Origin of the sequence: Pseudomonas sp. SWRI81 (genome assembly GCF_014268545.1) — a bacterium.
Taxonomy (GTDB): Bacteria; Pseudomonadota; Gammaproteobacteria; order Pseudomonadales; family Pseudomonadaceae; genus Aquipseudomonas; species Aquipseudomonas hamedanensis.
Genome location: NZ_JABWQS010000033.1, coordinates 23,509 through 48,995, shown reverse-complemented (window position 1 = coordinate 48,995; position 25,487 = coordinate 23,509). Strand labels below are relative to the sequence as shown.

The 25,487-nt window shown below is 60.1% G+C and carries 20 protein-coding genes; 7 read left to right on the top strand and 13 right to left on the bottom strand.

The window, feature by feature from the left end; translation table 11 throughout:
- Positions 1 to 27: 27 nt before the first annotated feature.
- Positions 28 to 4,929, bottom strand: a complete 4,902-nt coding sequence (locus tag HU765_RS19310; RefSeq protein WP_238344726.1) for a DUF6543 domain-containing protein — start codon at positions 4,927 to 4,929, stop codon at positions 28 to 30.
- 205 nt (positions 4,930 to 5,134) lie between these two features.
- On the opposite strand from HU765_RS19310, the gene HU765_RS19305 reads away from it, so the two are divergent.
- A complete protein-coding gene (locus HU765_RS19305; protein ID WP_186622364.1) occupies positions 5,135 to 6,184 on the top strand; it encodes an Ldh family oxidoreductase in 1,050 nt (349 codons plus the stop codon).
- 60 nt (positions 6,185 to 6,244) lie between these two features.
- Here HU765_RS19305 and HU765_RS19300 read toward each other — a convergent pair whose 3' ends face one another.
- Positions 6,245 to 6,562 (bottom strand): DUF883 family protein, encoded by a 318-nt coding sequence (locus tag HU765_RS19300; protein ID WP_186622363.1) that lies wholly within the window; start codon positions 6,560 to 6,562, stop codon positions 6,245 to 6,247.
- A gap of 154 nt (positions 6,563 to 6,716) precedes the next feature.
- Between HU765_RS19300 and HU765_RS19295 the strand changes: the two genes are divergently transcribed.
- A complete protein-coding gene (locus HU765_RS19295; protein WP_007917411.1) occupies positions 6,717 to 6,971 on the top strand; it encodes a hypothetical protein in 255 nt (84 codons plus the stop codon).
- 4 nt (positions 6,972 to 6,975) lie between these two features.
- On the opposite strand, the gene HU765_RS19290 is transcribed toward HU765_RS19295, so the two are convergent.
- Positions 6,976 to 7,884 carry a LysR family transcriptional regulator gene (locus HU765_RS19290; RefSeq protein WP_186622361.1) on the bottom strand — a complete coding sequence of 303 codons (909 nt, stop codon included), beginning with the start codon at positions 7,882 to 7,884 and terminating at the stop codon, positions 6,976 to 6,978.
- An 83-nt stretch (positions 7,885 to 7,967) separates the two neighbouring features.
- Here HU765_RS19290 and HU765_RS19285 point away from each other — a divergent pair, with 83 nt between their 5' ends.
- On the top strand, positions 7,968 to 8,891 hold the full coding sequence (locus HU765_RS19285; protein ID WP_186622359.1) for a carbon-nitrogen hydrolase family protein: 924 nt from the start codon (positions 7,968 to 7,970) through the stop codon (positions 8,889 to 8,891).
- 168 nt (positions 8,892 to 9,059) lie between these two features.
- On the opposite strand, the gene HU765_RS19280 is transcribed toward HU765_RS19285, so the two are convergent.
- From HU765_RS19280 to HU765_RS19260, 5 genes are all read right to left on the bottom strand, one after another.
- Positions 9,060 to 9,533 carry an LEA type 2 family protein gene (locus tag HU765_RS19280; protein WP_186552434.1) on the bottom strand — a complete coding sequence of 158 codons (474 nt, stop codon included), beginning with the start codon at positions 9,531 to 9,533 and terminating at the stop codon, positions 9,060 to 9,062.
- 63 nt (positions 9,534 to 9,596) lie between these two features.
- The gene (locus HU765_RS19275) at positions 9,597 to 11,063 is read right to left on the bottom strand and encodes a nucleobase:cation symporter-2 family protein (protein ID WP_186552435.1); all 1,467 of its coding nucleotides are present in this window, start codon (positions 11,061 to 11,063) and stop codon (positions 9,597 to 9,599) included.
- A gap of 206 nt (positions 11,064 to 11,269) precedes the next feature.
- Positions 11,270 to 12,424 carry a PatB family C-S lyase gene (locus tag HU765_RS19270; protein ID WP_186622357.1) on the bottom strand — a complete coding sequence of 385 codons (1,155 nt, stop codon included), beginning with the start codon at positions 12,422 to 12,424 and terminating at the stop codon, positions 11,270 to 11,272.
- Between the two features lie 168 nt (positions 12,425 to 12,592).
- Positions 12,593 to 13,888: an OprD family porin gene (locus HU765_RS19265; protein ID WP_186622355.1), complete on the bottom strand. Its 1,296-nt coding sequence runs from the start codon at positions 13,886 to 13,888 to the stop codon at positions 12,593 to 12,595.
- A gap of 243 nt (positions 13,889 to 14,131) precedes the next feature.
- Positions 14,132 to 15,766 (bottom strand): methyl-accepting chemotaxis protein, encoded by a 1,635-nt coding sequence (locus HU765_RS19260; RefSeq protein WP_186622353.1) that lies wholly within the window; start codon positions 15,764 to 15,766, stop codon positions 14,132 to 14,134.
- Between the two features lie 304 nt (positions 15,767 to 16,070).
- Here HU765_RS19260 and HU765_RS19255 point away from each other — a divergent pair, with 304 nt between their 5' ends.
- Together HU765_RS19255 and HU765_RS19250 are read left to right on the top strand one after the other, a co-directional pair.
- A complete protein-coding gene (locus HU765_RS19255; protein WP_186622351.1) occupies positions 16,071 to 16,901 on the top strand; it encodes an undecaprenyl-diphosphate phosphatase in 831 nt (276 codons plus the stop codon).
- Positions 16,898 to 17,326, top strand: a complete 429-nt coding sequence (locus HU765_RS19250) for a DUF1294 domain-containing protein (RefSeq protein WP_186622349.1) — start codon at positions 16,898 to 16,900, stop codon at positions 17,324 to 17,326. The genes HU765_RS19255 and HU765_RS19250 overlap by 4 nt, the downstream gene beginning before the upstream one ends.
- A gap of 117 nt (positions 17,327 to 17,443) precedes the next feature.
- Here HU765_RS19250 and HU765_RS19245 read toward each other — a convergent pair whose 3' ends face one another.
- Entirely contained in the window at positions 17,444 to 17,803 is a 360-nt protein-coding gene (locus HU765_RS19245; RefSeq protein WP_186548083.1) for an MmcQ/YjbR family DNA-binding protein, read from the bottom strand.
- On the bottom strand, positions 17,800 to 18,708 hold the full coding sequence (locus HU765_RS19240; RefSeq protein ID WP_186622347.1) for a LysR substrate-binding domain-containing protein: 909 nt from the start codon (positions 18,706 to 18,708) through the stop codon (positions 17,800 to 17,802). The genes HU765_RS19245 and HU765_RS19240 overlap by 4 nt, the downstream gene beginning before the upstream one ends.
- A gap of 125 nt (positions 18,709 to 18,833) precedes the next feature.
- Between HU765_RS19240 and HU765_RS19235 the strand changes: the two genes are divergently transcribed.
- Together HU765_RS19235 and HU765_RS19230 are read left to right on the top strand one after the other, a co-directional pair.
- Positions 18,834 to 19,445 (top strand): FMN-dependent NADH-azoreductase, encoded by a 612-nt coding sequence (locus HU765_RS19235; RefSeq protein WP_186622346.1) that lies wholly within the window; start codon positions 18,834 to 18,836, stop codon positions 19,443 to 19,445.
- A 165-nt stretch (positions 19,446 to 19,610) separates the two neighbouring features.
- Positions 19,611 to 20,648 (top strand): dienelactone hydrolase, encoded by a 1,038-nt coding sequence (locus HU765_RS19230; protein WP_186622345.1) that lies wholly within the window; start codon positions 19,611 to 19,613, stop codon positions 20,646 to 20,648.
- Between the two features lie 129 nt (positions 20,649 to 20,777).
- On the opposite strand, the gene HU765_RS19225 is transcribed toward HU765_RS19230, so the two are convergent.
- From HU765_RS19225 to galE, 3 genes are all read right to left on the bottom strand, one after another.
- Entirely contained in the window at positions 20,778 to 21,965 is a 1,188-nt protein-coding gene (locus HU765_RS19225) for an MFS transporter (protein WP_186622344.1), read from the bottom strand.
- A 307-nt stretch (positions 21,966 to 22,272) separates the two neighbouring features.
- Entirely contained in the window at positions 22,273 to 23,859 is a 1,587-nt protein-coding gene (locus tag HU765_RS19220) for an ABC-F family ATPase (protein WP_016774693.1), read from the bottom strand.
- A 301-nt stretch (positions 23,860 to 24,160) separates the two neighbouring features.
- On the bottom strand, positions 24,161 to 25,186 hold the full coding sequence (gene galE, locus HU765_RS19215) for a UDP-glucose 4-epimerase GalE (RefSeq protein WP_186622343.1): 1,026 nt from the start codon (positions 25,184 to 25,186) through the stop codon (positions 24,161 to 24,163).
- Positions 25,187 to 25,487 lie beyond the last annotated feature (301 nt).

The following is a 25,487-nucleotide window of genomic DNA, read 5'->3' as shown; positions in this document are numbered from 1 at the left end:
ATCAGGCCAGCGCATTTTTTTCGAGGTTCACGGCGAAGGTTGCGAAGATCCTTGCGGACTCGATGTTGGCGCCGGCAAAGGTATCGGTGCCGGAAGCGGGTCCAGCTCCCTGCCCATTTCGCTGATCAGCAGCGCGATCGAGTCAGCGTTGGCCAGCATCACGTCAATGCGTGCCTCATCAGCCAGAGGATCGCGGAAGGCTTTACGTGCGTCGGCGAGGTTTTTGGTCTTTGTAACGCTGAGGATTTTTTTGCAGGCATCGGCTTCGTCCGGCAACTGGTCGAGATCGACCCATACTCCGTTCTCGTCCTTGCGCGCGAACAGATGCGAAGCTGCAGTGAAGCGCGACAAGGATTTGCGCTGTTGATCGAGGTCTTCTTTGAGCCGTTGCCCCTTGGTAGTCGTTGTATCGATAAGGTGTGGAAACGGCGCCATCGCCTCAGCGGAGACCAGATCTTCGCTATCGCAGATCAGATGCGAAAGCTCGTGCAGCAGCGCGACGGCGCGAGCATGCGAGTCGACATTGAACCTGGGCGGCAATACATCGGTGTAGACATCCATGCCCGGGTTAAAAAAATGTTCGGTCAGGTGAAGGATCTTGCGTTTGTCTTCCTTGAAAACAAAGGCAACGGTGTCGTCGCCGTAGCGCGCATTCAAACCGGCGAAAAAACGCTCGGTATAGAGCATGTCGTCTTTGGGATCTGTCAGCTCGCGGCAAATGGGCAGGATGACTTTCTCGATTTTTCTGAGCAGCATGGGGGTGACTTGCGGTACTTCGAAGAAATGCCTGAGCAACCTTTCTACCCGTGTGCCACCGAGGTTGTCGCGATGTATGACGAAGTTATGCAGACAATAAAGTGCGTAGTTCCGCGCTCGCCCGACAGCTTGCTGTATCACGAAGGCTCGGGCGGGATAGCGCTGATTGATTTGGGCCATCCCTTTGGCCTGGATGTACATCATGATCGAGCGGCTTGACTCGACCTCGGTTTGAATACGGTTGCGCTGTTTCGAGCGACAGCGCTGAACCTGCTGACCCGCGCGCGCCAATACTAATCTGGCGTTCTTCTGTTCAAGGGCCGGCCCTGGCCCCCCGTCTTTTTTGCGCAAGTACCAGTTTTTTCCAGCCTGGACCACCCCATAGACTTTGCCGGCGATTGCCGCGTACTTATGCGTGGTGGCGGCATCCCCGTAAACCAGTTTATTGCCCTCGGGTTTGAGCTTCTCCAGAGCCGTGGTGGTCTCAAAGCGCTGCAAGTCAAGGCGAGGGGACGTAACGGGTGATACTTTTGCCCAACGCGCAGCGGTTTTTATTGTCGTCTCGCCGGCAGTTTCGCCAGCCTTCGATACGGGAGCCTGCGCTTGAGAGGCAAATTCGGCCGTTTCCTGTTCTGCTTCGGTTTCCCAGGACAGGCGCCCCAGACTGGCCAGGGTTATCCCGCCGGCGATGAAGTTTTTCACGGCGTTCGCCCAATGGTGGTCCTGCAGTCCTTCGGCGGATTTTTTGAAATCCTCGTAGCTTTTCCAAAGGAAAAACAAAGATGCGAGTTTACCTGGCAACACGTGCGGAACCAGATGAACGCCATGACGCAAGAGACACTTCACAGCTTCCCAGTCCGATTGCGCGTTTACCTGCGGCTGGCATTTAAGCAATTGGGTTAAGAGGCTGAGGGTGTCCTTGTGTAATCGCTCCAACAGATTGCCCGTGATGGGCGAACGTTGAAGTTTGATGTCGCTGGCTTTGCCAACGGTTGTTTCCAACCGACTCCTGAAGATCGCTTGTTGCGCGGAAGGCAGACGGCGGATGATTAGTTTCTGAAAGTCCCCGGGCGCATTCAAGGCTTCGATCAACTGCACGTCACTCTCGAATTCTCGAAATACTTCACTCGCGTACGGCGCATAGAGCACGCATGGGCCTGTGTGCCCGGTGCCCGGCCCGATGACATACAGCCCAAGCGTGTCGACAAAGTCTGCGCTGCCGGTCTTGATCAATGACAACGGGCTAACGATGGCGTGAGCGCCTTCCACCGTCGCACGCGCTATCCCGTCGGGCATGTCCAGAACCTGGCAAATGAAGTCATACCCGGTGTCCGACAACTGTTGCTGCAATTTCAACGAGTGTGCGTGCTGCATCATTTGCCAGGGTAGCTGGCGCACAAAGCGTTCTTTGCTGGTGCGTGCAGAAGCACTGTCACCTGACAGCGCCTGCACCACTTTGTCAGTGTAGGCGGTGGTAATCTGGAGCGATTGCAGCAGTTGTCGTACCGCTGACTGGTCGAGCTTTGCGGGTAACGCTGTGGTCGTGTTCGAAGCCACTTTGAAGCCAGTGCCTTGCGCAATGTTGAAGTGCTGCAAGGCAAAATCGAGCAGATGGCAGGCAGGGCCGGCGAGCGTCAGATTCGGGATGATCTGAATATCCTGTGGCTTGAGTCCGTTATTCGGGAATCGGCTGTCGAGTAATGTTTTCAGTGTCTGCTCGACATGAGAGGCCAACGTCGGGACATTTTCGAGAAAATCCTTGCCGTCGATAACGCTGCGTCGCCATTGATCAAGCAAGTGCAGTTGCGTGGTTTGTTCGGCCACTGGCGCTTTGCGCAACCAGTCGGGGAAGTCGAGGTGACCAGAAAGGGCCTGCGCGAGCTGCACTGCCCGGCGCAGATTGGTATCGATAACGATGCTTGTCAGTCGATCGAGATAGTTTGCCGGCATGTCCGGATGCTTGCTGCAGGCGCGTAACACTTCGCAGTGAGCGAGGAAGTGTTCAATGGCCGACTGCATGCGGTCGGTCGACACTTTGCCCTCAATCAAATGGAAAGTGCCCACTGTGTACTGCTGATCCAGTCGACGTTGCTCAATTGGCAGGTTCTCCAGCAGTGTCTGACTCTGGTTATTGTTGTCGAGCCGCCGCTGCAATTGCGTTTTCGCAATATCGATGTTGTTGAACGATTCCAGGCCGATGGCCGGGGTCCACAGAATGGCGCGCCCTGAATGCTCGACGTCCATGCCGCCGCGTTCGGTCAACAGGAGGCAATGGGCAAGCGGTAATTCGCCACTTTGGTCTGTGCGGGTAAGGGTCAGTGACCAAGCGTCTGGCCGAAAGCCATTGAGTGTCTGCCGATCCAGGCGTGTGCTGAGTTTCGTGTCGAACACGCAATCAACGATGTCGCGTTCTGTCGCCAGCCATGAACCGCTGAGGTTTCTGATCTGCGATTCAGCGCGCAGCCCATCTTCGAAGGCCTGCGCCAGTTTCCAGCGATTGCTTTGGAGAAAAACACGCTGTTCGGTGCTGCTGAGGGTCGGCTGAACTTTGAAAACGCTGGTGAGATTGTCCAGAGTCTGTCCGAGCGTTTTCGCCAGTTGCGCTGCCTTGTCGACCTGCGCGAGCGAGGTTGGTGGCGTGTTGGAATCAATCGGACGGCTACTCCAGCGCCCATCGACGTCAAGTTTGAGCAGGCGCTCGTGGAGCATCGAGCGGATATCCAGTGCCTTATCAAAAAGCGCATGAACATCGGTAGTGCGTGCACCCTGGCGAAATTGCTGCAAGGCGAATTCGACGTTCTGGCGTTGTTTGGTGATGATCGCCTCAAACAATGCCGTCATGATTTCGCCAGCGATGCGCTCTCCGGCCACCTGTGCGTTGGCGAAACCAAGGTAACGTTTGCGCTCCTCCAGATTCATCAGCCCATACAGTTCGTCTTCCTGGCCGGCCACTGTGAGTGTGGCGATCAGCATTTGTTTAAGCGCGGCGTCGTTGCTGAATGCTTGCAAGCCTTGGCTGGGGCGATAGAGCCAAGCCTTGTCATGGCTGGTCATCAGCGAGCCGGCCAGTTCGACAGCGCCAGTTTCGTCGCGTAGACACACGGTTTTGAAAGTCGGCTTGCGCACCGGTCCGCTCGGCTCCCGGATCAAGCAGTGCAGGGCGTCAAACTCGGTGGCCGAGAGAAGTGCCGACTCGCGTTTGATCATCAGATCGGCACGCGCCTGGTCCTGTAACGTCTGGCTGAAGAATGTACGGCGGGGCGAGCCCTCGAACGAGGCGGCGTTCCAGAACAGCTCCAGCTGTCGAAACAGCCGCATGGTCAGCTCGCCGGACGCGGACTTGATCGCATTGGCCCAAGCGGTCTGGTCGGCCGCCACGCTCGAACGGCCCGGATTGGCAAACTCGACGGTCTGGCCCGGCGGCCAGCCCTGACGGTGAAAATGTAGCAGCAGGGCCTCACTCAGCGACAGTGAAGCAAGCAATTGCCTGTTTTGCGTGGAGAGCGTCGGGGTATCCGCGAAAAAGCGGACCCGGGTGTGCGACTGTCGCAAGCCGGCAAAGTGCGGCTTGAGCAGTTCGTCGAGAATCTTTTCCAGCAACGGGGTGAGTGAAGGCAGACGCTTTAATTCATCCAGCAGATCGCGCGCGCGGGCCTCCTGGGATTCGTTGAACGCGGCTTTCTGATCTTCGAACACATCCCCCTCAATCGTTTCGCGGCTCAGCGTAATGGCTTCCTTACCTGTCAGCTCCTTGCGCCGTGACAGGGTGAGAAACGCGAGTAGATCATCCGTGTCCTTCGTCTTGTCCAGGCGCGTTTGCAAGGCAGCGATCAGCGCTGGGGCATCGCTGAATTTTTTCAGGCCATCGTAGGGGGTGTACAGAAACGCGCCATGGCCATCCGCGCTGGAGCTGAGCATGAAGCTGCCGGCCAAGGGGACAGGCAGTTGCTTGTCGGCGTTGAGCAGAATGCGTTCGGCCAGCATCGGCGGTGTCTGCGCGATGCGCAGGGAGTGGGTGGCCAGTTTCACGTGGGCGAGCCACGCAAGGTCTTCGCTGCCGAGGGTGTGGGTGGAACCCGAGGCAGCCCGCTGGCCTGGGGATTGCAGAATGTCTGGAAACAGCAGTGGAGCAGTCGAACTGGGCATCATCGGGACTCTGAACGAGGGCGCCATGGGGCGGGATCGTCAGAATAAATAGGCGGCCTCAGCGACTGGCGGTAGACAGTTACCGCACACGCCGGATTGAAATGTGCAGTCAGGCGAGTCCTTGATTGTCGTGTCATCGAAGGGTTGACAGCCGACAGCTGCGCCATGGTTAATCGCTGGGCAAGTCGTTCGTACGCTGTTGTTCCCTCCAATAATCATTCTGGAGCTTCAGATGTCTGCGCCACACGATCATGTGTCCTCGGTTGTCTCGTCCTCGTTGTCTCTCGAAGCGCTGACGCAATTGCTTGAAACGATTTTCCTGCGGCATGCCACCTCTGCGGAAGTCGCGCGAGTGCTGGCCGCCAACTGTGCCGGCGCTGAGCGTGATGGCGCGCACAGCCATGGCGTGTTTCGCATTCCTGGTTACGTCTCGACTCTTGATAGTGGCTGGGTCAACGGACAGGCGGTGCCGCAAGTCGAAGACGTCGCTCCCGGATTCGTGCGCGTCGATGCCGGCAACGGTTTCGCCCAGCCGGCCCTGGCGGCCGCTCGGCCGTTGCTGGTCGAAAAGGCGCGGCACGCGGGCATCGCCGTGTTGGCGATTCGCAATTCGCATCACTTCGCCGCGCTGTGGCCGGACGTCGAACCGTTCGCCGACGAAGGCCTGGTGGCGCTCAGCGTGGTCAACAGCATGACCTGCGTGGTGCCCCATGGCGCCGACCGGCCGTTGTTCGGCACCAACCCGATTGCCTTCGCTGCACCCCGGGCCGGCGCCGCACCGATCGTTTTCGACCTGGCCACCAGCGCCATCGCCCACGGTGACGTGCAGATCGCTGCGCGCAAGGGCGAAAAACTGCCGGTCGGCATGGGCGTCGACGGTCTCGGTCAACCGACCCAGGACCCACGCGCCATTCTGGAAGGCGGCGCGTTGCTGCCGTTTGGCGGGCACAAGGGCTCGGCGCTGTCGATGATGGTCGAGTTGCTGGCTGCGGCGCTGACCGGCGGCAACTTCTCCTTTGAGTTCGACTGGTCGAACCATCCCGGGGCAAAAACGCCGTGGACCGGCCAGCTTTTGATCGTCATCGACCCGAGCAAAGCGGCGGGGCAAAGCTTTGCCGAGCGCAGTGAAGAGCTGGTGCGGCAGATGCACGGTGTCGGGCTCAAGCGGTTGCCGGGCGATCGCCGACATCAGCAGCGCGCCAGATCGCTGGCGCAAGGGATTGTGCTGAACGAGGCAACGCTGGCGCAGTTGCGCGAACTGGCAGGGCAGTCAGGCGCCTGAGGAAATAGCGGCAACAAAAAAGGCGAACCGCAAGGTTCGCCTTTTTCATCTACGCCAGACTCAACGACGCCCGAGCAACAACCCTACCACCAGACCGAACCCGGCGGAGATCGCCACGGTCTGCCACGGATGCCCGCCGATATAATTCTCAGTGGCCTCGACTGCCGGTTTGGTGCGATCACGCACACTGGACATCGAATCCAGCGCCTGCTGCAGTTTCAGGGCGATTTGTGCGCGCAGCGTTTCCGCTTCTTCGCCGACCAGCGAGGCGCTGCTCTTGAGCAGTTTGTCCGATTCTTCGATCAGGGCCTGAAGCTCGCTGAAGGCTTGATCCTTGATTTGCTCTTCAGCGGCTTGCGCGGCGGATTTGCGGGCCATTGGGTGACTCCTTGCAGGTGAATGGACAGTGACTAATGGAGTGTGGCGCGGGGCGAAAAGTTGCACGTAATTTAGCCCACGCACAAAAACCTGCGCGGGAGATTTCTGTCGAGCGTGTAAGATGTCGTCATTTTACGCAGCAGGATAATTCCCCATGAGTTTCAATCTGGCCGACAAATCCCTCGCCGAGCGCGCCGCGCTGGAAGATGAGAAATCCCGTCTGTTCGAACTCTGGCAAAACAATCTGGGCAAAGCCAAAGGCGAAGCCGCGCGGTTGTTTGGCGAGCGGGGCAAGCGCAAGGGCAAATGGGCCGAGTGGGTCCGTGCCGAGCTGGACGGCATGTCGCCACCGGAATTTGCCAACATGGTGCGCAGTGAAGTCAATCGACTGATGGCTGCGAACAAGTAGCGCTTCAGACAAACGTCGCGGCAATCGCCTCGCGGACCTTGACCACCAGCGGATCGACCTGCGTGCTGGTGCGCCAGCCCAATTCGATCGGATAACGCGGCAGCTTCAGCGGGCAGGGCAGCAGCGCCAGGCCGCTGAGCGCCGCGATGCTTGCGGCCGCGTGCGCGGGAATCGTCGCCACGGCCCGACTGCCCTTGAGCAAATACGGCAGCGCGGCGAAATGCGTGGTCGAGGCGCACACCCGTCGACTCAGGCCCAGCGCGGCCAATCCTTCATCGGTAATCCCGATAAACCCGCCGGACGACACCAGAATGTGCTCGCGGGCAACAAACTCTTGCAAGCCGATGTCCTCCTGGCCGGATTCCAGACTGTCGGCGTCGACCAGACAGGCGTATCCGCCTTCGCCCAACACCTGCCGGCTGAGCAGACGCTCGGCAAAGCCACCGGCGGTGATTGCCAGGTCAATGCTGCGCTCCATCAGGGCACGGGCAACAATCTGGCTGTGGGTCTGGCGAAAAATCAGCCGCAGTTTCGGCGCGTGGCGGGCGATTGCCTCGATCAGGCGTCGGCCGTAAGCGATTTCGAAATCATCCGAAAGACCAATCGTGATCGAACGACCGTCGTACGCTTGCGCCGCCGGGTCGACCATCGCCAGGCTTTGCCGACATTTGTTCAGCGCCTCGCTGACCACCGGTTTCAACTGATTGGCTTGCAGCGTCGGCGCCAGGCCACGACCGGTGCGCACGAACAGCTGATCGCCATAAACCTCGCGCAAACGCCGCAGCGCCGCGCTGACCGCCGATTGCGTCACGCCCAGGCGCAGCGCGGCGCGGCTGGCGCTGGATTCTTCATGCAGCGCTTCGAAGACTTTCAGCAGGTTGAGATCGATGTCGGCGATATTCATTTGGCTCATATCATTCAGCAGTGATTCGGTCTTTATTCATGATCGCGTGGCGCCGCAGAATCGGCAACCTCTGAACCTGATGGAGTACCGCAATGCCCAAATCAATCGTCGCCGCGCTGCAAATCGGCGCCTTGCCCGGTGGCAAAGGCGAAACCCTGGAACGGATCCTCGACTGGGAGAACGCCATCGCCGAATCCGGCGCCGCGCTTGTGGTAATGCCCGAAGCGCTGCTCGGTGGTTATCCGAAAGGCGAGGGGTTCGGCACGCAACTGGGCTACCGCTTGCCTGAGGGGCGCGAGGCCTATGCACGGTATTTCGCCAACGCCATTGATGTGCCCGGCGCAGAAACCGAAGCGCTGGCGGGGCTGTCAGGCCGCACCGGGGCCAATCTGGTGATCGGTGTGATCGAACGCGCCGGCAGCACCTTGTATTGCACGGCGCTGTACTTCGATCCGCAAGCCGGACTGGTGGCCAAACACCGCAAACTCATGCCCACCGGCACCGAGCGGCTGATCTGGGGCAAGGGCGACGGCTCGACCCTGCCGGTGCTCGACACCCAGGTCGGCAAGCTGGGCGCGGTGGTCTGCTGGGAAAACATGATGCCGTTGCTGCGCACGGCGATGTACGCCAAGGGGGTCGAAATCTGGTGCGCACCGACCGTGGACGAGCGCGAGATGTGGCAAGTGAGCATGCGCCACATTGCCCACGAGGGGCGCTGCTTTGTGGTCAGCGCCTGTCAGGTGCAGGCATCGCCAAATGAGCTGGGCGTGGAGATTGCCAACTGGCCTGCGGATCGCCCCTTGATCGCCGGCGGCAGCGTGATCGTCGGGCCGATGGGCGATGTGCTGGCCGGGCCACTGCGCGGTGAGGCAGGGCTGCTGACCGCTGAAGTTGATACTGACGAGTTGATCCGTGCCCGCTACGACTATGACGTGGTCGGCCATTATGCGCGGCCGGATGTGTTTGAGTTGTCCGTCGATGAACGGGCCAAGCCGGGGGTGCGTTTCAACACCTAAACCTAAGGCTGAGGAAGGTCCTGTAGGAGTGAGCCTGCTCGCGATATCGGTTTATCAGATAAATCTTTATCGCCTGACACACCGCTATCGCGAGCAGGCTCACTCCTACAATGGTTTTGTGTGGCTTCTATGAGTAGCAGTAGACCGCTCAGATGTGTGCGTGACTGGCTACCAGGTCGCAGCACTGGCCTTGGGCAAACTCAGCTTGCCGCTATCGGTAAACCGCATCGTGCCAAACAATCCACCCGCCAGTTTGCCCCGTAGCACGTAGGGCAGATTGTCGAGGCTTTGCGTCTGGCTCAGGCCCAATGTCTGGCGCAGTACCGAAAACGCCGAAACGCTGACCGGGACCGTCACCACGGTTTCCGAAAAACGTGGGATCGAGCCGCTCTGATCGCTCACACCTGACGCCAGCGAATGGCCGTTGACTTCCAGATCCAGGGCGATGCCGTTGTAGTCGATGGCGGTTTCGTTGGGATTCTGCACGCGCAGCTTGATGGCGAAGCGCACCTCCAGTTCCTGGCTCGGCAGCGGTTCGAGGCCGACCACGTTGATGTTCACCGGATCGCGATGGGGAAACAGCGCGCAGGCACTGAGCGACAGCAGCAGTAGCGACAGGATGACGGCGTGGACGCGGCGCATAAACACTCTCTCGAAAAAAGGGCTGAACCGTTGCCGGTGCAGCCCTCTTGTCGAGGCCCGGAGTCAGCGGTTCAACTGTGCGACAGCCGCCGATGGGGCAGGTTCACCCTTGGCCGGCATGTCCGGGTTCTCCATGACTTGAAGAATAGAGGCTTCCGGGTCGAAATCGTCTTCCTCCAGCTCGATGAACTCTTCTGGCAGGAAGATGTTCAGCACGATAGCGCACAACGCCCCGACGGTGATCGGCGATTCGAAGATGTTGCGCAGCGCTTGCGGCAACTCACGCAGCACCTCGGGCACGGCAGCAATGCCCAGGCCCATGCCGAGGGAAATCGCTACGATCAGCATGTTGCGCCGATGCAGGCCGGCCTCGGCGAGAATCTTGATCCCGGCCACGGCCACGGTGCCGAACATCACCAGTTCAGCGCCGCCAAGCACGGGTTTGGGCATCAGTTGCAGCACCGCGCCAATCATCGGGAACAGCCCCAGCAGTACCAGCAGACCGGCGATGAAGAACGCAACATAACGGCTGGCGACGCCGGTCAGCTGAATCACGCCGTTGTTTTGCGCGAACGTGACCATCGGCATGCTGTTGAACACCGCGGCCATCGCCGAGTTCAGGCCGTCCGCGAGCAGCCCCGACTTGATCCGCCGAATGTACAGCGGCCCTTTCACCGGTTGCCGGGAAATCATCGAATTGGCCGTCAAATCACCCGCCGCCTCCAGCGGCGAGACGAGGAAAATTACTGCCACCGGGACGAACGCGACCCAGTCGAAGTTGAAACCGTACTTGAACGGCACGGGCACGCTGACCAGCGGTACTTCCGGCATCGAGGCGAAGTCCACCGTGCCCATCAACCACGCCACCCCGTAGCCGAGGGTCAGGCCGATGACGATCGCACCCAGCCGCAGGAACGGCACGTCGACGCGGTTCAGCACCACGATGGTGCCAATTACCAGCGCCGCCAGGGCTATATGGCTGGCCGCGCCCAGATCCGCCGCGCCGAAGCCGCCGGCGATGTCGGTCATGGCGACTTTGATCAGCGACAGGCCCATCAGCGTGATGATGGTCCCCGTGACCACCGGGGTGATCAGCATGCGCAGCTTGCCGATGAACTGGCTGAGCACCACTTCAATGAACGCCGCGAAAAAGCACACGCCGAAGATGGTCGAGAGGATTTCGTCGGTACCGCCGCCACGCGCCTTGACCATGAACCCGGCGCTGAGAATGACGCTGATAAAGGAAAAACTGGTGCCTTGCAGACACAGCAGCCCCGAACCGACCGGGCCGAAGCGCTTGGCCTGGACAAACGTGCCCAGGCCCGAGACGAACAGCGCCATGCTGATCAGGTAGGGGATTTCACTCTGCAGGCCGAGGGCGCCGCCCATGATCAGGGTGGGGGTGATGATGCCGACGAAACTCGCCAGCACGTGCTGCAACGCCGCAAACACGGTGGCGGTCAGGTGCGGACGGTCGTTGAGGCCGTAGATCAGATCGTTGTTGCGCGGGGCTTTATCAGAGGCGGTCATGGTGAGGTGCGTGCCACAAAGCGCGGCCGGGTCAGAAAATGGAGGCGCAGGATGCCGCAAGCGGGCGGCGAGGGCAACGAGCAATAACTGCCTGAAAGGTCAGGTTTTATTGGGCGCCGCGCTTAGGCAAAGCAACGGCGGGAGCCAGCGTGCTGGCGATAGCGCGAATGGCGCGGCTATCGCCAGCAGAAATTGACGGCCTGGGGTTAGCGAGCGCGCTGCGCCAAAGCCCGTTCCATCCGCGTAATCCCTTCTTCCAGCAGGGCACGCGGGCAACCGAAGTTCAGGCGCACGAACTGCTGGCTCTGATCGGCGAAGTCCACCCCCGGGCTGAGGCCGACCTTGGCCTGCTCCAGGAAAAACTGCTGCGGATTGCTCAGGTCCAGGGCCGAGCAATCGAGCCACGCCAGATAGGTGCCTTGCGGCACATTCAGGGTCACGCCCGGCAGGCGGCTGCGCACCGCGTCCACCAGCCAGTCACGGTTGGCCTGCAGATAGGTTTTAAGCGCCGCAAGCCACGGCCCGGCTTCGCTGTAAGCCACGCGGGTGGCTTCCATGCCCAGCGGATTGACGCTGTCGACCATGCCACAACGGGCATGGTTGACGCGTTCGCGCAGGGCGGCGTCCTGAATGATCATGAACGAAGTTTTCAGGCCGGCGATGTTGTAGGCCTTGCTCGCCGACATCAGGGTGATCGTGCGCCGGGCAATCTCCGGGCTCAGCGACGCAGTAGGAATGTGCACGCGCCCGTCGAAACACAGTTCGGCGTGGATTTCGTCGGAGATGATCCACGCGTCTTGCGCCACGCAAATGTCGGCTACCGCTTGCAGTTCCTCGCGGCCGAACACCTTGCCGATCGGGTTGTGCGGGTTGCTCAGCAGCAGCGCGCCGCCACCATTCAGCGATTCGCGCAGCACCTCCAGTGGCGTGGCATAGGTGCCATCGGCCTGCGCCAGGAATTGCAGTTCAACCTTGTTCAGGCCCCAATGCCCCGGCGCGTGGCGCAGCGGCGGGTAGTTCGGTACCTGCACCACGACATTCTGCGGCGCCTGCACCAGCGCCTTGAGCGCCATGTTGAAACCGGACTCGACGCCGGGCAGGAAAATCAGTTCCTGTGGCTTGACCTGCCAGGCGTATTTGTTCCAGAGATCGGCGACGATCGCTTCACGCAGGTTGTCCTGAGCCACGCTGTAACCGAGCAACGGGTGCAGCAGACGCTTTTGCAAGGCTTCGATCACCACTGGCGGCGCGGCGAAATCCATGTCAGCGACCCACATCGGCAGCACATCGGCCGGGTAGCGGCTCCACTTGGTGCTGCCGGTGTGGTGGCGGTCGAACAGCTGATCAAAATCGAAAGTCATGCGCGGTCTCGTGAAGGCGGGTTATTCATGGGCGCCATGATAAGCCCATGACCTTGCCGGAGCGAGCCTGCAGGTTCCATGGCGGCGGGGGCAATGTAATTCCTGATTTTTCGGCCTTTGGTGACGCGCAGTTCAGCCGGTCCGCCCGGCGATGCGTAGTGGATGCCCTCAGAATCCCAGCGGGTACTGAACCACCACATAGAGACGGTCAATATCATCGCCGGCCTGCGCCTCGTTGCCGCGATGGGAAACATGCGAGAGCTGTACCGACAAGTCCTTTGCCGCCCCCGACTGAACGATGTATTTCACATCGATATCGCGCTCCCAGTGCTTGCCGTCTTTGCCTTGCTGCGGCTGGTACTCGCCACTGTCGGCATCAAACGGGTTGTAGGCGCCGCCCTTGGGCGCGTGGGTGCCGTCGATGTGACTGCCGGCGACGTAACGGGTCATGAAGGTGAGACCGGGGAGGCCAAAGGTGCCGAAATTGAGGTCGTAGCGCGCCTGCCAGGAGCGCTCGTTGGCACCGTTGAAATCAGCGTACTTGATCGAGTTGGCGAGGTAGATCGAGTCGCCACCGACGAAATCGAACGGCGTGTCGCCGTGGATGCGTTGCCAGCCGAGCATCACCGCGTGGGGGCCGAAGGCGTATTTGCCAGACAGGCTGACAGCGGTGTTGTCGATCGCACCGGCCAGGGCTTGTCCGGTATCGCGGGTGTGGTAGAGGTTGGCATCGATCAGCAGACCCGATTGTTTGAAGTGCAGGTTGCCGTAGTACTGGTGCCAGGTGTCGGTCAATTCGGCGGCGTAAAGTGCGCCGCCCAGCGGACGGTCTGCAAACAGGTCGACGCCGATAAAACTGATCGCGCCGTGCTCGGTGCTGGCGCCGTAACCGTAAAAGTCGCCTTTGCCCGAAGCGCTGTCCTGGTTCTTGAACGCAGTGAAATGTCCGGCCTGCAAATTGACGTTGTCGATCTCCTGGCTGCTCAGCAGAAAACCGCTGGCGTATTCCGGTTGCAGGCGTTTGTCCGAGGTATCGAATACCGGGGTTTCCACGGTCATTTCGCCAAAAGCGAGGGTAGTGCGCGAGGCCTTTAGTTTCAGCGCACCACCGGCGCTGGCGTAATTGCTCGCACTGCGCCCGTCGCTGTCGACCGGCAGCAACCCGGTCCCGGAATGACCTTTGCCGCCGTCCAGCTTCAGGCCGGAAAAAGCGTGTGCATCGAGTCCGAATCCAAGCGTACCGGCAGTGAAACCGGATGAGTAAGTCCCGATAAAGCCTTGTGCCCATACCTGTTTATAGTTTTTTTCGCTGGTTGAGGGCGAGCGGTAGTCGTTGTTCAGATAAAAGTTGCGACTGAGCACTTCGCCGCTGGCATCGTCGAAAAAGCCGCTGGCATGCGCGGTTGCGTTCACCCCGCAGAACAGCGCAAGCAGAGTGAGGTGCGTGGAGACACGGTCGATCATGATCAGCGGCCAGCGGCAGTGGAGATGCCCGCGATGATCGAGCAATGGCAGGCGAGGGGATTGAGCGGATGTGCTGACTTGACTCCATCATGCCCACGCAGGGATTTTGTCTGAATTGAGATGAGCATCCCGACGCAGAACCCAGTGTGGGAGCGAGCCTGCTCGCGAAGGCGGTGTGTCAGGCAACGGAAATGTTGGCTGACACAATGCAGTCGCGAGCAAGCATCACCCCCGCAGTCCGGGTCAGACGCGGAACTGACGCAGGAGGCCGTTGAGTTGTTCGCTCAGTTGGCCCAGGCGCACGCTGGCGGCGCTCGATTGCTCCGCGGCGATGGCCGTGCTGTGGGAAAGTCCGGCGGCCTGGGTGACGTTTTGGTTGATGTCCTCGACCACGTGCGCCTGTTGCAGGGTGGCGCTGGCAATCGAAGCATTTAGGCCATTGAGGTTACGTAACGCCTGGCCGATGGCATTGAGGCTCGCACCGGCAAGCCCCGCCTGTTCGATGGTCAGTTGCGAGGCTTTGCTGCTGTCGCTGATCACCTTCACGGCGGCCTCTGAATGATTCTGCAGGCGCTCGATCATCGACTGGATCTCGGCGGTCGACTTTTGCGTACGCTGCGCCAACAAGCGCACTTCGTCCGCCACTACGGCAAAACCGCGACCTTGCTCGCCGGCCCGCGCGGCTTCGATCGCGGCGTTGAGCGCCAGCAGGTTGGTCTGCTCGGCAATCGAGCGGATCACCTCCAGCACACTGCCGATCTGGGTGCTTTCAGCGGCCAGGGTGCGAATCACTTCAACCGCTTGATCGATGGTGCCGGACAGCTTGTCGATCTGCTGCAAGCTGCCATCGATATTGATCTGGCCCTGTTGCGCCTGCGCTTCGGCATCGCGCATTTCCGCAGCAGCGTGCTCGGCGTTTTTGGCCACATCCTGCACGCCATAGGTCACTTCGTTGATCGCCGTGGCGACCAACTCCATTTGCTGCGATTGCTGCTGGCTGCGTTGCTGGGCCTGGGAGGCATCGTTGCCCAGTTCGCTGGAGGACTGGCCCAGCGCGCTGGCCGACACTTGCAGTTCGCCGATGACCCGACGCAGCTTGGCGGTAAAGGCATTGAAGTGATGGGCCAGTTCCGTGACCTCGTCCTTGCCATGGGTATCGAGGCTGCGCGTCAGGTCGCTTTCACCGCTGGCGATGTTGGCCATGGCGTTCACGGTTTCCTGTAGCGGACGGACAATGCTGCGCGCAATCAGAATCACCAGCAGCGCCATGATCAGCGCAATCGCCAGGCCGATGGCCGAAGCCTTGATCATCTGATCCTGAAACTCTGCCTGCACGTCATCCACATATACCCCGGACCCGATCACCCAGCCCCACGGTTCGAACAACTTGACGTAGGACGTCTTCGCCACCGGGTCGGTGGCGCCCGGTTTCGGCCAACGGTAATTGACCATGCCAGCGCCCTTGGCCTTGGCGATGGCGACCATTTCGTTGAACACCGCAAAACCGTCCGGGTCGCGAATCGCCGAAAGATTCTGGCCTTCGAGTTTGGGATTGGTCGGGTGCATGACCATCACGGGGGTGAGGTCGTTGATCCAGAAGTAATCGCTCTGGTCGTAGCGCAAGCCACGGATCGCGGTCAGCGCCTGTGTCTGCGCGGCTTCCTTGCTCAGGGTGCCGGCGGTTTGCAGGCCGTGGTAGTAGGTCAGCAAACCGCTGGCGGTCTGCACCACATGTTCGGTTTTCTGGGCTTTGGCGTGATACAGGTCTTCGTGGATCTGCTTGAGCATCAACACGCCCAAGGTCAATAACATGACCACCGCCACAATCAAGATGAGCCACAAGCGTCGGCTGATCGACACACTGCGCAAGCTGTTCATAACGCTGTCACTCCGGATTCTTGTTCTTGTAATAAACAACCGCGAGCATCCAATCAGCTTTTGCCGATCAGGCATACGCGACCCAAGTCGTATAACGCCGCAGCGCTATTAAGGCTTGTCTGTTAGGATTTCGGCCCCGCGCGTGAAAACCTGAATGCAAATTGATATTTCACGGAATTTTTACCGTTTCGTGTGGATCCTGTGCGCGCGGAATCGGTACAGCTTTTTCAAGCTACGCTGAACGCAGTGAACGTAAAAAAATACTATCGGGGCATGCCGGCGTGCATCGCTCTCTGGGGGATTGATGGATCTTTGGACCGCCTTGCAGGCATTGATACTGGGAGTTGTAGAAGGGCTGACGGAGTTTTTGCCCATTTCGAGTACCGGACACCAGATCATCGTCGCTGACTTGCTGAACTTCGGCGGCGAACGGGCCATGGCCTTCAACATCATTATTCAGCTCGGCGCGATTCTCGCGGTGGTCTGGGAGTTTCGCCGCAAGATTTTCGATGTGGTGGTGGGGTTGCCGACCCAGCCGGGCGCTCGGCGTTTCACCGCCAACCTGCTTATCGCCTTTTTGCCGGCGGTGGTGCTGGGCGTGATTTTCGCCGACCTGATCCACGAATACCTGTTCAACCCGATTACGGTGGCGGCGGCGCTGGTCGTCGGTGGCGTCATCATGCTGTGGGCGGAGAAGCGTCAGCATGAGGTGCATGCCGAAACGGTCGATGAGATCACCTGGCAGGACGCACTGAAAGTCGGTTTTGCCCAATGCCTGGCAATGATTCCCGGCACTTCGCGCTCCGGCTCGACGATCATCGGTGGGCTGCTGTTCGGCCTGTCGCGCAAGACCGCGACCGAGTTCTCGTTCTTCCTCGCCATGCCCACCATGGTCGGCGCGGCGGTGTATTCCGGCTATAAATATCGCGACTTGTTCGTGCCGGCGGACTTTCCGGTGTTTGCCATCGGTTTCGTCACCGCGTTCATTTTCGCGATGATCGCCGTGCGTGGCCTGCTCAAGTTCATCGCCAACCATAGCTATGCGGCGTTTGCCTGGTACCGGATCGTGTTCGGCCTGGTGATACTCGCCACCTGGCAGTTCGGCTGGGTGGACTGGACGGCGGTCAAGCCATGAGCGATTCCCGTGGGCGTCGCCCTGAGGGCCGACCTTCCAGTGGCCACATTCAGCACCTGAAACTCAAACTGCTGGTGTTGCTGGGGGTTTGTGCCTTGCCGTTGTTCGGCTCAGTGTCGATGTGGCTGCGGGGGATTTCCCTGCTGCCCCTCGCGGCGTACGGGATCGTCAGCGTGCTGGCGTTTTTCCTGTACTGGGCCGACAAACGCAAGGCGCGCGCCGACGCCTGGCGCACCCCGGAAAACATCCTGCATGCAGTTGAACTGGCCGGCGGCTGGCCGGGCGCACTGATCGCCCAGCAGGTATTGCGGCACAAGACGCGCAAGGTGTCGTTTCAGATTCTGTTCTGGGTGATCGTGCTGTTGCATCAGGTGTTCTGGATTGACCAGCTATTCCTCGGCTCCAGCCTGTTGACCTTGTTCTGATTAAGCATACAAAGCCCCTGTAGGAGTGAGCCTGCTCGCGATAGCGTAGTGTCAATCGACATCGCTTCAGCAGGTAAACCGCTATCGCGAGCAGGCTCACTCCTACAAGGGACCGTGTTACAGCAATAGGCCGATGCGGGTCTTCTTCGGCAACTTGCTCACCACCAGCTGATGCGAGCGCTGCAACAAGCCCTGCAATTCCTCGGCGCCCAGCGGGTAGGGCGGGTGCATGATGATCCACTGCGCCCGCGCCAGATACGGCGCCGGGTGAATGCCCGGGCGGTCGCAATGGCCGAGGAACAGATCCTTGTCGACCTTGAATGCCAACGAATCCCCGCGCAGTCCTTGCAAGGCAAACATTTTGTTGCCGGCAATCGAAAAGACGCGCACGCCGCCCCACTTGTAATCTTCCCGCGCCCCCGGCAAAGCCAGACAAAATGCCGCGACGTCGGCTTCGCTCATTTTTCCCTTGCTCATAACAACCGCTCCCCACAGGCATTGAACGACTCGACCAGGTGGTCGATCCAGGCGCGGACCGCCGGCATCACCCCGCGTCGATGCGGGTACACCGCCTGCAACCAGCCACCGGGCAACGACCAGTCCGGCAGCATCTGCACCAACGTGCCGTTATGCAGTTCGGTTTCGCAATACATCATCGGCAGCAGGGTAAAGCCCTGGCCAGCGAGGACGCAGGCCTTGCGCACGACAAAGTCATCGATTCCCAGACGGGCTTCCATGTTCAGCTCGAAGCTATGGCCCTGCTGATCGAGCAAGCGCACATGCACCATGCGATCTGCCTCCAGAGCGCCCAGCACGGGCAGGTGCTTGAGGTCTTGCGGATGAATGATCGTGCGGCCCTGTAAAAAAGCCGGACTGGCCACCACGACCATTTGCGCCTGACGCAGACGCCGTGTGACCAACAACGGGTCCTCGTCACCGTGTTCGCGCACGCGCAACGCGACATCAAAGCCTTCGCCCACCAGATCGACCCGCCGATTGAGCAGGACGACCTCCAGTTGAACCTGGGGAAACTTGCCGAGGAAATCGCTGATGACCGCCGGCAACATCTCATGGGCCAGACCGGTCGGACAGGACACCCGCAAGCGCCCGCGCGGCTCGCTGGACATGCTCGCCACCGCCTCGTCAGCCATTTCCGCTTCGAGCAGCATTGCCTGACAGTGACGCAGATAGCGCTCGCCCACGGCGGTGAGGTTGAGCTGCCGGGTGGTGCGTTGCAGCAGACGCGCACCGAGGCGTTCTTCCAGTTCGGCAATGCGCCGCGACAATCGTGATTTGGGTATGCCCAGCAAGCGGCCCGCCGCCGCAAAGCCGCCGGCCTCGACGACTTTGGCGAAATAGTAGAGATCGTTGAGGTCTTGCATGGGATTTCCGCTGTTCTATCAGTGGGACGAACTATCGCATTGTTGGCGGCTAATCATCCATTGGTTTCTTGCGTAGGATTGTCTCCATTGCGCCGCCACCGGCGATTCATTCCAGGAGATTCCACATGAAACTGCTGCATATCGATTCGAGCATTCTGGGCGACAACTCGGCTTCCCGTCAGTTGAGCCGTGAAGTGGTCAAAGCCTGGCAGGCCGCCGAGCCAAGCGCTGTAGTGACTTACCGCGATCTCGCCGCTGACGCCATCAGCCATTTTTCGTCGACCACCCTGGTCGCCGCCGGCACCAGCGCGGAACTGCGCGATGCGGCACAGCAGCATGAAGCCGAACTGAGCGCCTCCACTCTGGCCGAGTTCATCGCAGCCGACGCCGTGGTGATCGCCGCACCGATGTACAACTTCACCGTGCCGACCCAACTCAAGGCGTGGATCGACCGTGTCGCGGTTGCCGGCCAGACCTTCCGCTATACCGAAGCCGGCCCCGAAGGCCTGTGCGGTGGCAAGAAAGTGGTGATCGTGTCCACGTCTGGCGGCATCCATGCCGGTCAAGCCAGCGGCATCGCTCACGAAGAATACCTGAAGCTGGTACTCGGCTTCCTCGGCATCACCGACATCGAAATCGTCCGCGCCGAAGGTCTGGCCTATGGCGAAGAAGTCCGCAACAACGCGATGAGCGCCGCTCAGGCCACCATCAGTGAGCAGTTGTTCGCCGCCGCGTAAGGCATAAAGGAACAGCCATTGTTCAGGTAAGTCGCCAAAAACTCTGTATTCTGGTTCCGCAAGGGCCGAATACGGAGTTTTTTGTTTCTGGCTGTTACATAATCTGGCCCAGGTTATGCAGTTCCAGTACATCCGGCGATTACGTCCAACAGGGTGGGGCATCCGATGATGCGTCTTTGTGCAGCGTTACTGATTTGCCTGCTCGGCAGCCTGAATTCAGTGCAGGCTGCGCCGGGGCGGCACCCTGTCTGGAGCGTTGGCTACCACGAAATGACCGTGCTCGATCCGCTGGATCTGCAACCGATGCGTGCCATCGCGTTTTATCCGTCCAGCGACCGCGAGCACCTGAGTCTGCTTGAGGGCTACTCGGTCGAGGCCGGCGAAGACAGCAAAGTCGCCATTGGTCGCTTTCCGATGTTGATGTTGTCCCACGGCAACACTGGCACACCGCTGGCGCTGCACGACCTCGCCACGTCACTGGCGCGCAAGGGCTTTGTGGTGGTGGCCGTGATTCACCCCGGCGACAACTCGCGCGACCACAGTCGACTTGGCACCTTGAGCAATCTCTACGGGCGTCCGATCCAGATTTCTGCGGCAATCACTGCGACCCTCGGTGATGCCATGCTCGCGCCCTTCGTCAACGCTGACCAGGTCGGTGTGATCGGTTATTCAGCGGGCGGCGAGACGGCGCTGATCCTGTCGGGGGCGCAACCGGACCTGGATCGCTTGCGCCGCTACTGCCAGGAGCGGCCGGATGACCATGACGCCTGCAACACCCAGGGCGAACTGATTGTCGACCGCGATGATTTGCAGCCGGTAGCCGACCCGCGCGTGCATGCGTTACTGCTGATGGCGCCGTTGAGCCTGAAGTTCGGCCGGCATACCCTGGCCGATGTGCATGTGCCGGTGCTGCTCTATAGCGGCGATGGCGACAAACTGGTCGCCTTCGACAAAAACGCCGCCGCGCTGGCGCGCAAACTGCCGACGGCGCCGGATTTCAAATTGCTCGCCGGTGCAGGGCACTTTGTCTTCATGGCACCGTGCAATGAAGAGCAGATCCTCGCCATGCCGGCATTGTGCACCGATGCCGATGGCGTTGACCGCCAGGACATCCACCGCAACCTGATCTCCGAAGCCGGCCGGTTCTTCGCTCATGCACTGGGCCAACCAACGCGGGCGGGGATGCAGACGGCGGATCACTAATCTGATTGCCACCACCTATCCCCTGTAGGAGTGAGCCTGCTCGCGATAGCGTCGTGTCAGTCAGCACATTTATCAACTGACACACCGTTATCGCGAGCAGGCTCACTCCTACAATGGGGATCGTTGGTTTCAGGAGGTTGTGCGGCGCTTGAGCAGGAGGGTCAGGCCCAACCCGGCTACCGATAAAAGCGCCGCGCTGAAGAAGATCCACGAATACCCCAGATTCAACGCCACCGCGCCCATCAACGGCCCGGCAATTGCCAGCGCCAGATCGAAGAACACCGCATAAGCGCCCAGTCCCGACCCACGACTGGAACTCGGCACTTGCTTGATTGCTTCAACGCCAAGCGCTGGATAAACCAGCGACAGGCCAAACCCCGCCAACCCCGCGCCAATCAGCGCATAAGCGGTGGAGGGCGCCAGCCACAGCATCACCAGTCCGACGGTTTCCACCGTCATGCAGGCGATGGCCGAAGCAAACCCACCGAACCGGGCAATCGCCGAGATAAACAAAAGCCGCGACAGAATGAAACACGCGCCAAATACGGTCAGGCAGTAGGCCGCGCCGGTCCAGCCACGGTTGAGGTAATAAAGCGTAATGAACGTGGTCAGCGTGCCGTAGCCAATCGAGGCTAGCGTCAGGCTGAGGCCATACGGCGCAATCTTGCCGAACACAGTCCAGAACGACAGGCGCTCGCCACGAATCACCGGCACCGATGGCTTGTTGCGGATCAACCACAATGCCCCCGCCGCCAACGCCGACAAGGCAATCCCCAGACTGACAAAACCGTATTCGGCGACCATCACCACGCCCAGCGGCGCACCAATGGCAATTGCGCCGTAAGAGGCGATGCCGTTCCAGCCGATGGATTTGGCCGTGTGCTCGACACCGACCTGGCCCATGCACCAACTGATGGTGCCAACACCGATCAGACCTTGGGCGATGCCAAGCAGCAAGCGCCCTGCAATAAGAATCAACAGGCTGGTCAGGGGAAAACTTTGCAACAAGGTCGAGAGCAGCGTCAGCACGCCACTGAGGACAATCCCCCACAAGCCATAAATGATCGCCCGTTTGGTGCCGAGCGTGTCCGACATACGCCCGGCCATCGGCCGGCTGAGCAGGGTAGCGAGGTACTGCGAACCGATCACCAGCCCGGCGATGATCGCGCTGAAACCCAGTTGCTCATGCACATAGCCGGGCAACACCGCAATCGGCAAACCGATGCAGAGAAAAGCAATAAAGGTATAGAAAACGATGGAGACGATCTGCAGGGTGATCGCCAGAGAGCTTTGTGATGGCGGGTGCTGCACAGACATGGGAACTCGTTCGCGGGCGGCGGTGGGAGAGTTCTTGCCATGATGGCTTGGGTGCGGAACAAAAGAAAGCAGGCTAACGATCAAAAGATCGCAGCCTTCGGCAGCTCCTACAGGGATTGATGGCGTTGCTGGTTACCTCATCGCGAGCAGGCTCACTCCTACAGGGGAACGCATTCCAAGTGTAGGAGTGAGCCTGCTCGCGATGGAGTCAGTACTGGCGAAAATGTCGTGATCACATGCAAATAGCCCCGTCACCAGGGACAGGGCTTTCAACTTGCAGCTTGCAGCTTGAAACTAGCTGCTGCCCTTAAAACACGACGCCCTGGCTACGCAGGTAGTCGTCATAAGTGCCGCTGAAGTCGGTCACGCCGTTCGGGCTCAGCTCGATGATGCGCGTGGCCAGGGACGATACGAACTCACGGTCGTGGCTGACGAAGATCAGCGTGCCCGGATAGTTTTCCAGCGCCAGGTTCAGCGCCTCGATCGATTCCATGTCCAGGTGGTTGGTCGGTTCGTCCATGATCAGCACGTTCGGCTTCTGCAGGATCAGCTTGCCGAACAGCATGCGACCTTGCTCACCACCGGAAATAACTTTGACCGACTTGAGGATCTCGTCGTTGGAGAACAGCATGCGGCCCAGCGTGCCGCGGATCATCTGCTCGCCCTGGGTCCACTGACCCATCCAGTCGAACAGCGTCACGTCGTCTTCGAAATCGTGGGCGTGGTCCTGAGCGTAGTAGCCCAGTTCCGCGGCATCGGTCCATTTCACGCTACCGGCATCCGGGGTCAGTTCGTTGACCAAGGTGCGCAGCAGGGTGGTTTTGCCGATACCGTTCGGGCCGATGATCGCGACGCGCTCGCCGGCTTCAACCTGGAAGCTGAAGTCCTTGAACAGCGGCTTGCCATCGAAACCCTTAGCCATTTTTTCGACCATGACTGCCTGACGGTGCAGCTTCTTGTTCTGCTCGAAACGAATGAACGGGCTGACGCGGCTGGAAGGCTTGACCTCGGCCAGCTGGATCTTGTCGATCGCCTTGGCGCGGGAGGTGGCTTGCTTGGCTTTCGAGGCGTTGGCCGAGAAGCGGCTGACGAACGATTGCAGTTCGGAAATCTGCGCTTTCTTCTTGGCGTTGTCCGACAGCAATTGCTCGCGGGACTGAGTCGCCACGGTCATGTATTCGTCGTAGTTGCCCGGGAACAGACGCAGTTCGCCGTAATCCAGGTCAGCCATGTGCGTGCACACGCTGTTCAGGAAGTGACGGTCGTGGGAGATGATGATCATCAGGCTGTTACGCTGGGTCAGGATGTTTTCCAGCCAGCGAATGGTGTTGATGTCCAGGTGGTTGGTCGGTTCGTCGAGCAACAGCACTTCCGGATCGGAGAACAGTGCCTGCGCCAGCAGCACACGCAGTTTCCAGCCTGGCGAGACTTCGCTCATCGGGCCGAAATGCTGTTCCAGTGGAATGCCCAGACCCAGCAACAGTTCGCCGGCGCGGGATTCGGCGGTGTAGCCGTCCATCTCGGCGAATTCGGTTTCCAGCTCGGCGACGGCCATGCCGTCTTCTTCGGACATTTCCGCCAGCGAGTAGATGCGATCGCGCTCGGCCTTGACCTTCCACAGCTCCTCGTGACCCATGATCACGGTGTCGATCACGGTGAATTCTTCGTAGGCGAACTGGTCCTGGCGCAGCTTGCCCAGACGCACGTTCGGCTCAAGCATGACCTGGCCGCCGGACGGATCGAGATCGCCACCGAGGATTTTCATGAAGGTCGACTTGCCGCAACCGTTGGCGCCGATCAGGCCGTAGCGATTGCCCGCGCCGAATTTGACCGAAACGTTTTCGAAGAGCGGCTTGGCGCCGAACTGCATCGTGATGTTAGCTGTGGAGATCAATTACCTTACCTATCAATGGTTTAGAGCTGGTCATATGTGCCTGATACCGACTTGATACCAATCTGGAGCTTTTCCGGCTCCGCCCAGTCTGAGCTTGAGTTGAGCCAACGCGCATGCGCCGCCAGCAACCTTTGGCCGTGGTGGCCAGGCTGCTGAGCGATGCATGCGGGGATCATGTTGGACATTGCGCGCATTGTCGCATAATCAAGAAGGCAGTTGTATGGCGACGCGACAAGCCATCGCCCGCCACCGGCGATGGCAGGCAGCGGGCGGTGCGACCCGCCTCAGGGCAACGCGGGTTTCAATTGGCCTGTTGAGCCCACTCGGTTTGCAGCTGGTTGCATTGCCAGCGCCACGCGTCGGCGAGCATTGTTTCCAACGAGTGGCGCGTGCGCCAGGCCAGTTCATCGGCGGCTTTTTGCGGGTCTGCCCAGCAGCAGGTCACATCGCCCGGTCGGCGTGGCTTGAACGCCAGCGGAATCGGCACGCCGCTCACCCGTTCAAAGGCGCTGACCAGTTCCAGAACGGAGTAGCCGCGTCCCGTTCCGAGATTCCAGATATTCACCCCGCTGCGTTGACCCAACGCCTCAAGGGCGCAGGTGTGTCCCTGCGCCAGGTCAACGATATGGATGTAATCGCGCACGCCGGTCCCGTCCGGCGTTGCGTAGTCCGTACCGAACACAGACAAAGCCTCGCGTTGGCCACTCGCGACCTGCAGCAGATAAGGCAGCAGATTATTCGGCTGGTTGAGTGGCGCCTCGCCCAAAAGACCTGAGGGATGCGCGCCGATCGGATTGAAGTAACGCAGCAGGCCAATGGACCAGCGCGGATCGGAGCTGGCGACACTTTTCATGATGTTTTCCGCCATCAGTTTCGACATCCCGTAGGGATTGGTCGGTTGCCCGGTGGCACATGATTCGTTGATCGGCATCGTCGTGCAGTCGCCATACACCGTTGCCGATGAACTGAACACCAGCGTGAACACACCGGCCTGGGCCATCGCCTGGCACAAAGTCAGGCTGCCGCCAACATTATTGTCGTAGTAGCGCAACGGCTCATGCACGCTTTCACCAACGGCCTTGAGTCCGGCGCAATGCACCACCGCATCGACCGGGTAATCGCGTAGCAGCGTATCGAGCAAGTGCCGGTTTCGCACATCGCCCTGAACGAATCCGGGCCGCCTGCCGGCCAGCGTACTGATGCGGTCGATGGCTGAACGTCGGCTGTTGCACAAGTTGTCCAGAATCAGCACGTCCTCGTCTTTGTTCATCAGCTCCAGTGCGACGTGCGCACCGATGTATCCCGCACCGCCCGTTATCAAGATCATGCGCCCGCCCTCAATCACGATGATTTTTTCGCTGGCTGTTTCGTTGACGTGCCGCCGTCGCAGCGGCAGCAGCAACGTTGCCTGTTGAAGGGTAGGGGGCACTTTCAGTGCGGAGTTCAAACCGGTTGGCCAGCCGGTATGTGCAGTTCATCGGCTTCGATCACGGATCTTTTGAACGCCTTGTGAACGCCGTGTTTCCAAGTTTCAAGAGCCGTACGGACTCATCGAGAGATGCCGGACACCCGTTGTTTCACGGGTGTTACGGCCCGATGGCTCGACCTTGAGCCGTCTTTCCTTCTCT

Bases quoted from the DNA above. Each gene is read 5' to 3' on its own strand.
- HU765_RS19235 (WP_186622346.1), top strand. From the start codon at position 18,834: ATGAAACTGCTGCATATCGATTCGAGCATTCTGGGCGACAACTCGGCT.
- HU765_RS19310 (WP_238344726.1), bottom strand. From the start codon at position 4,929: ATGGCGCCCTCGTTCAGAGTCCCGATGATGCCCAGTTCGACTGCTCCA.
- galE (WP_186622343.1), bottom strand. From the start codon at position 25,186: ATGATCTTGATAACGGGCGGTGCGGGATACATCGGTGCGCACGTCGCA.
- HU765_RS19260 (WP_186622353.1), bottom strand. From the start codon at position 15,766: ATGAACAGCTTGCGCAGTGTGTCGATCAGCCGACGCTTGTGGCTCATC.
- HU765_RS19275 (WP_186552435.1), bottom strand. From the start codon at position 11,063: ATGACCGCCTCTGATAAAGCCCCGCGCAACAACGATCTGATCTACGGC.
- HU765_RS19225 (WP_186622344.1), bottom strand. From the start codon at position 21,965: ATGTCTGTGCAGCACCCGCCATCACAAAGCTCTCTGGCGATCACCCTG.
- HU765_RS19245 (WP_186548083.1), bottom strand. From the start codon at position 17,803: ATGAGCAAGGGAAAAATGAGCGAAGCCGACGTCGCGGCATTTTGTCTG.
- HU765_RS19255 (WP_186622351.1), top strand. From the start codon at position 16,071: ATGGATCTTTGGACCGCCTTGCAGGCATTGATACTGGGAGTTGTAGAA.
- HU765_RS19290 (WP_186622361.1), bottom strand. From the start codon at position 7,884: ATGAGCCAAATGAATATCGCCGACATCGATCTCAACCTGCTGAAAGTC.
- HU765_RS19300 (WP_186622363.1), bottom strand. From the start codon at position 6,562: ATGGCCCGCAAATCCGCCGCGCAAGCCGCTGAAGAGCAAATCAAGGAT.
- HU765_RS19230 (WP_186622345.1), top strand. From the start codon at position 19,611: ATGATGCGTCTTTGTGCAGCGTTACTGATTTGCCTGCTCGGCAGCCTG.
- HU765_RS19240 (WP_186622347.1), bottom strand. From the start codon at position 18,708: ATGCAAGACCTCAACGATCTCTACTATTTCGCCAAAGTCGTCGAGGCC.
- HU765_RS19285 (WP_186622359.1), top strand. From the start codon at position 7,968: ATGCCCAAATCAATCGTCGCCGCGCTGCAAATCGGCGCCTTGCCCGGT.
- HU765_RS19305 (WP_186622364.1), top strand. From the start codon at position 5,135: ATGTCTGCGCCACACGATCATGTGTCCTCGGTTGTCTCGTCCTCGTTG.
- HU765_RS19280 (WP_186552434.1), bottom strand. From the start codon at position 9,533: ATGCGCCGCGTCCACGCCGTCATCCTGTCGCTACTGCTGCTGTCGCTC.
- HU765_RS19250 (WP_186622349.1), top strand. From the start codon at position 16,898: ATGAGCGATTCCCGTGGGCGTCGCCCTGAGGGCCGACCTTCCAGTGGC.
- HU765_RS19265 (WP_186622355.1), bottom strand. From the start codon at position 13,888: ATGATCGACCGTGTCTCCACGCACCTCACTCTGCTTGCGCTGTTCTGC.
- HU765_RS19270 (WP_186622357.1), bottom strand. From the start codon at position 12,424: ATGACTTTCGATTTTGATCAGCTGTTCGACCGCCACCACACCGGCAGC.
- HU765_RS19295 (WP_007917411.1), top strand. From the start codon at position 6,717: ATGAGTTTCAATCTGGCCGACAAATCCCTCGCCGAGCGCGCCGCGCTG.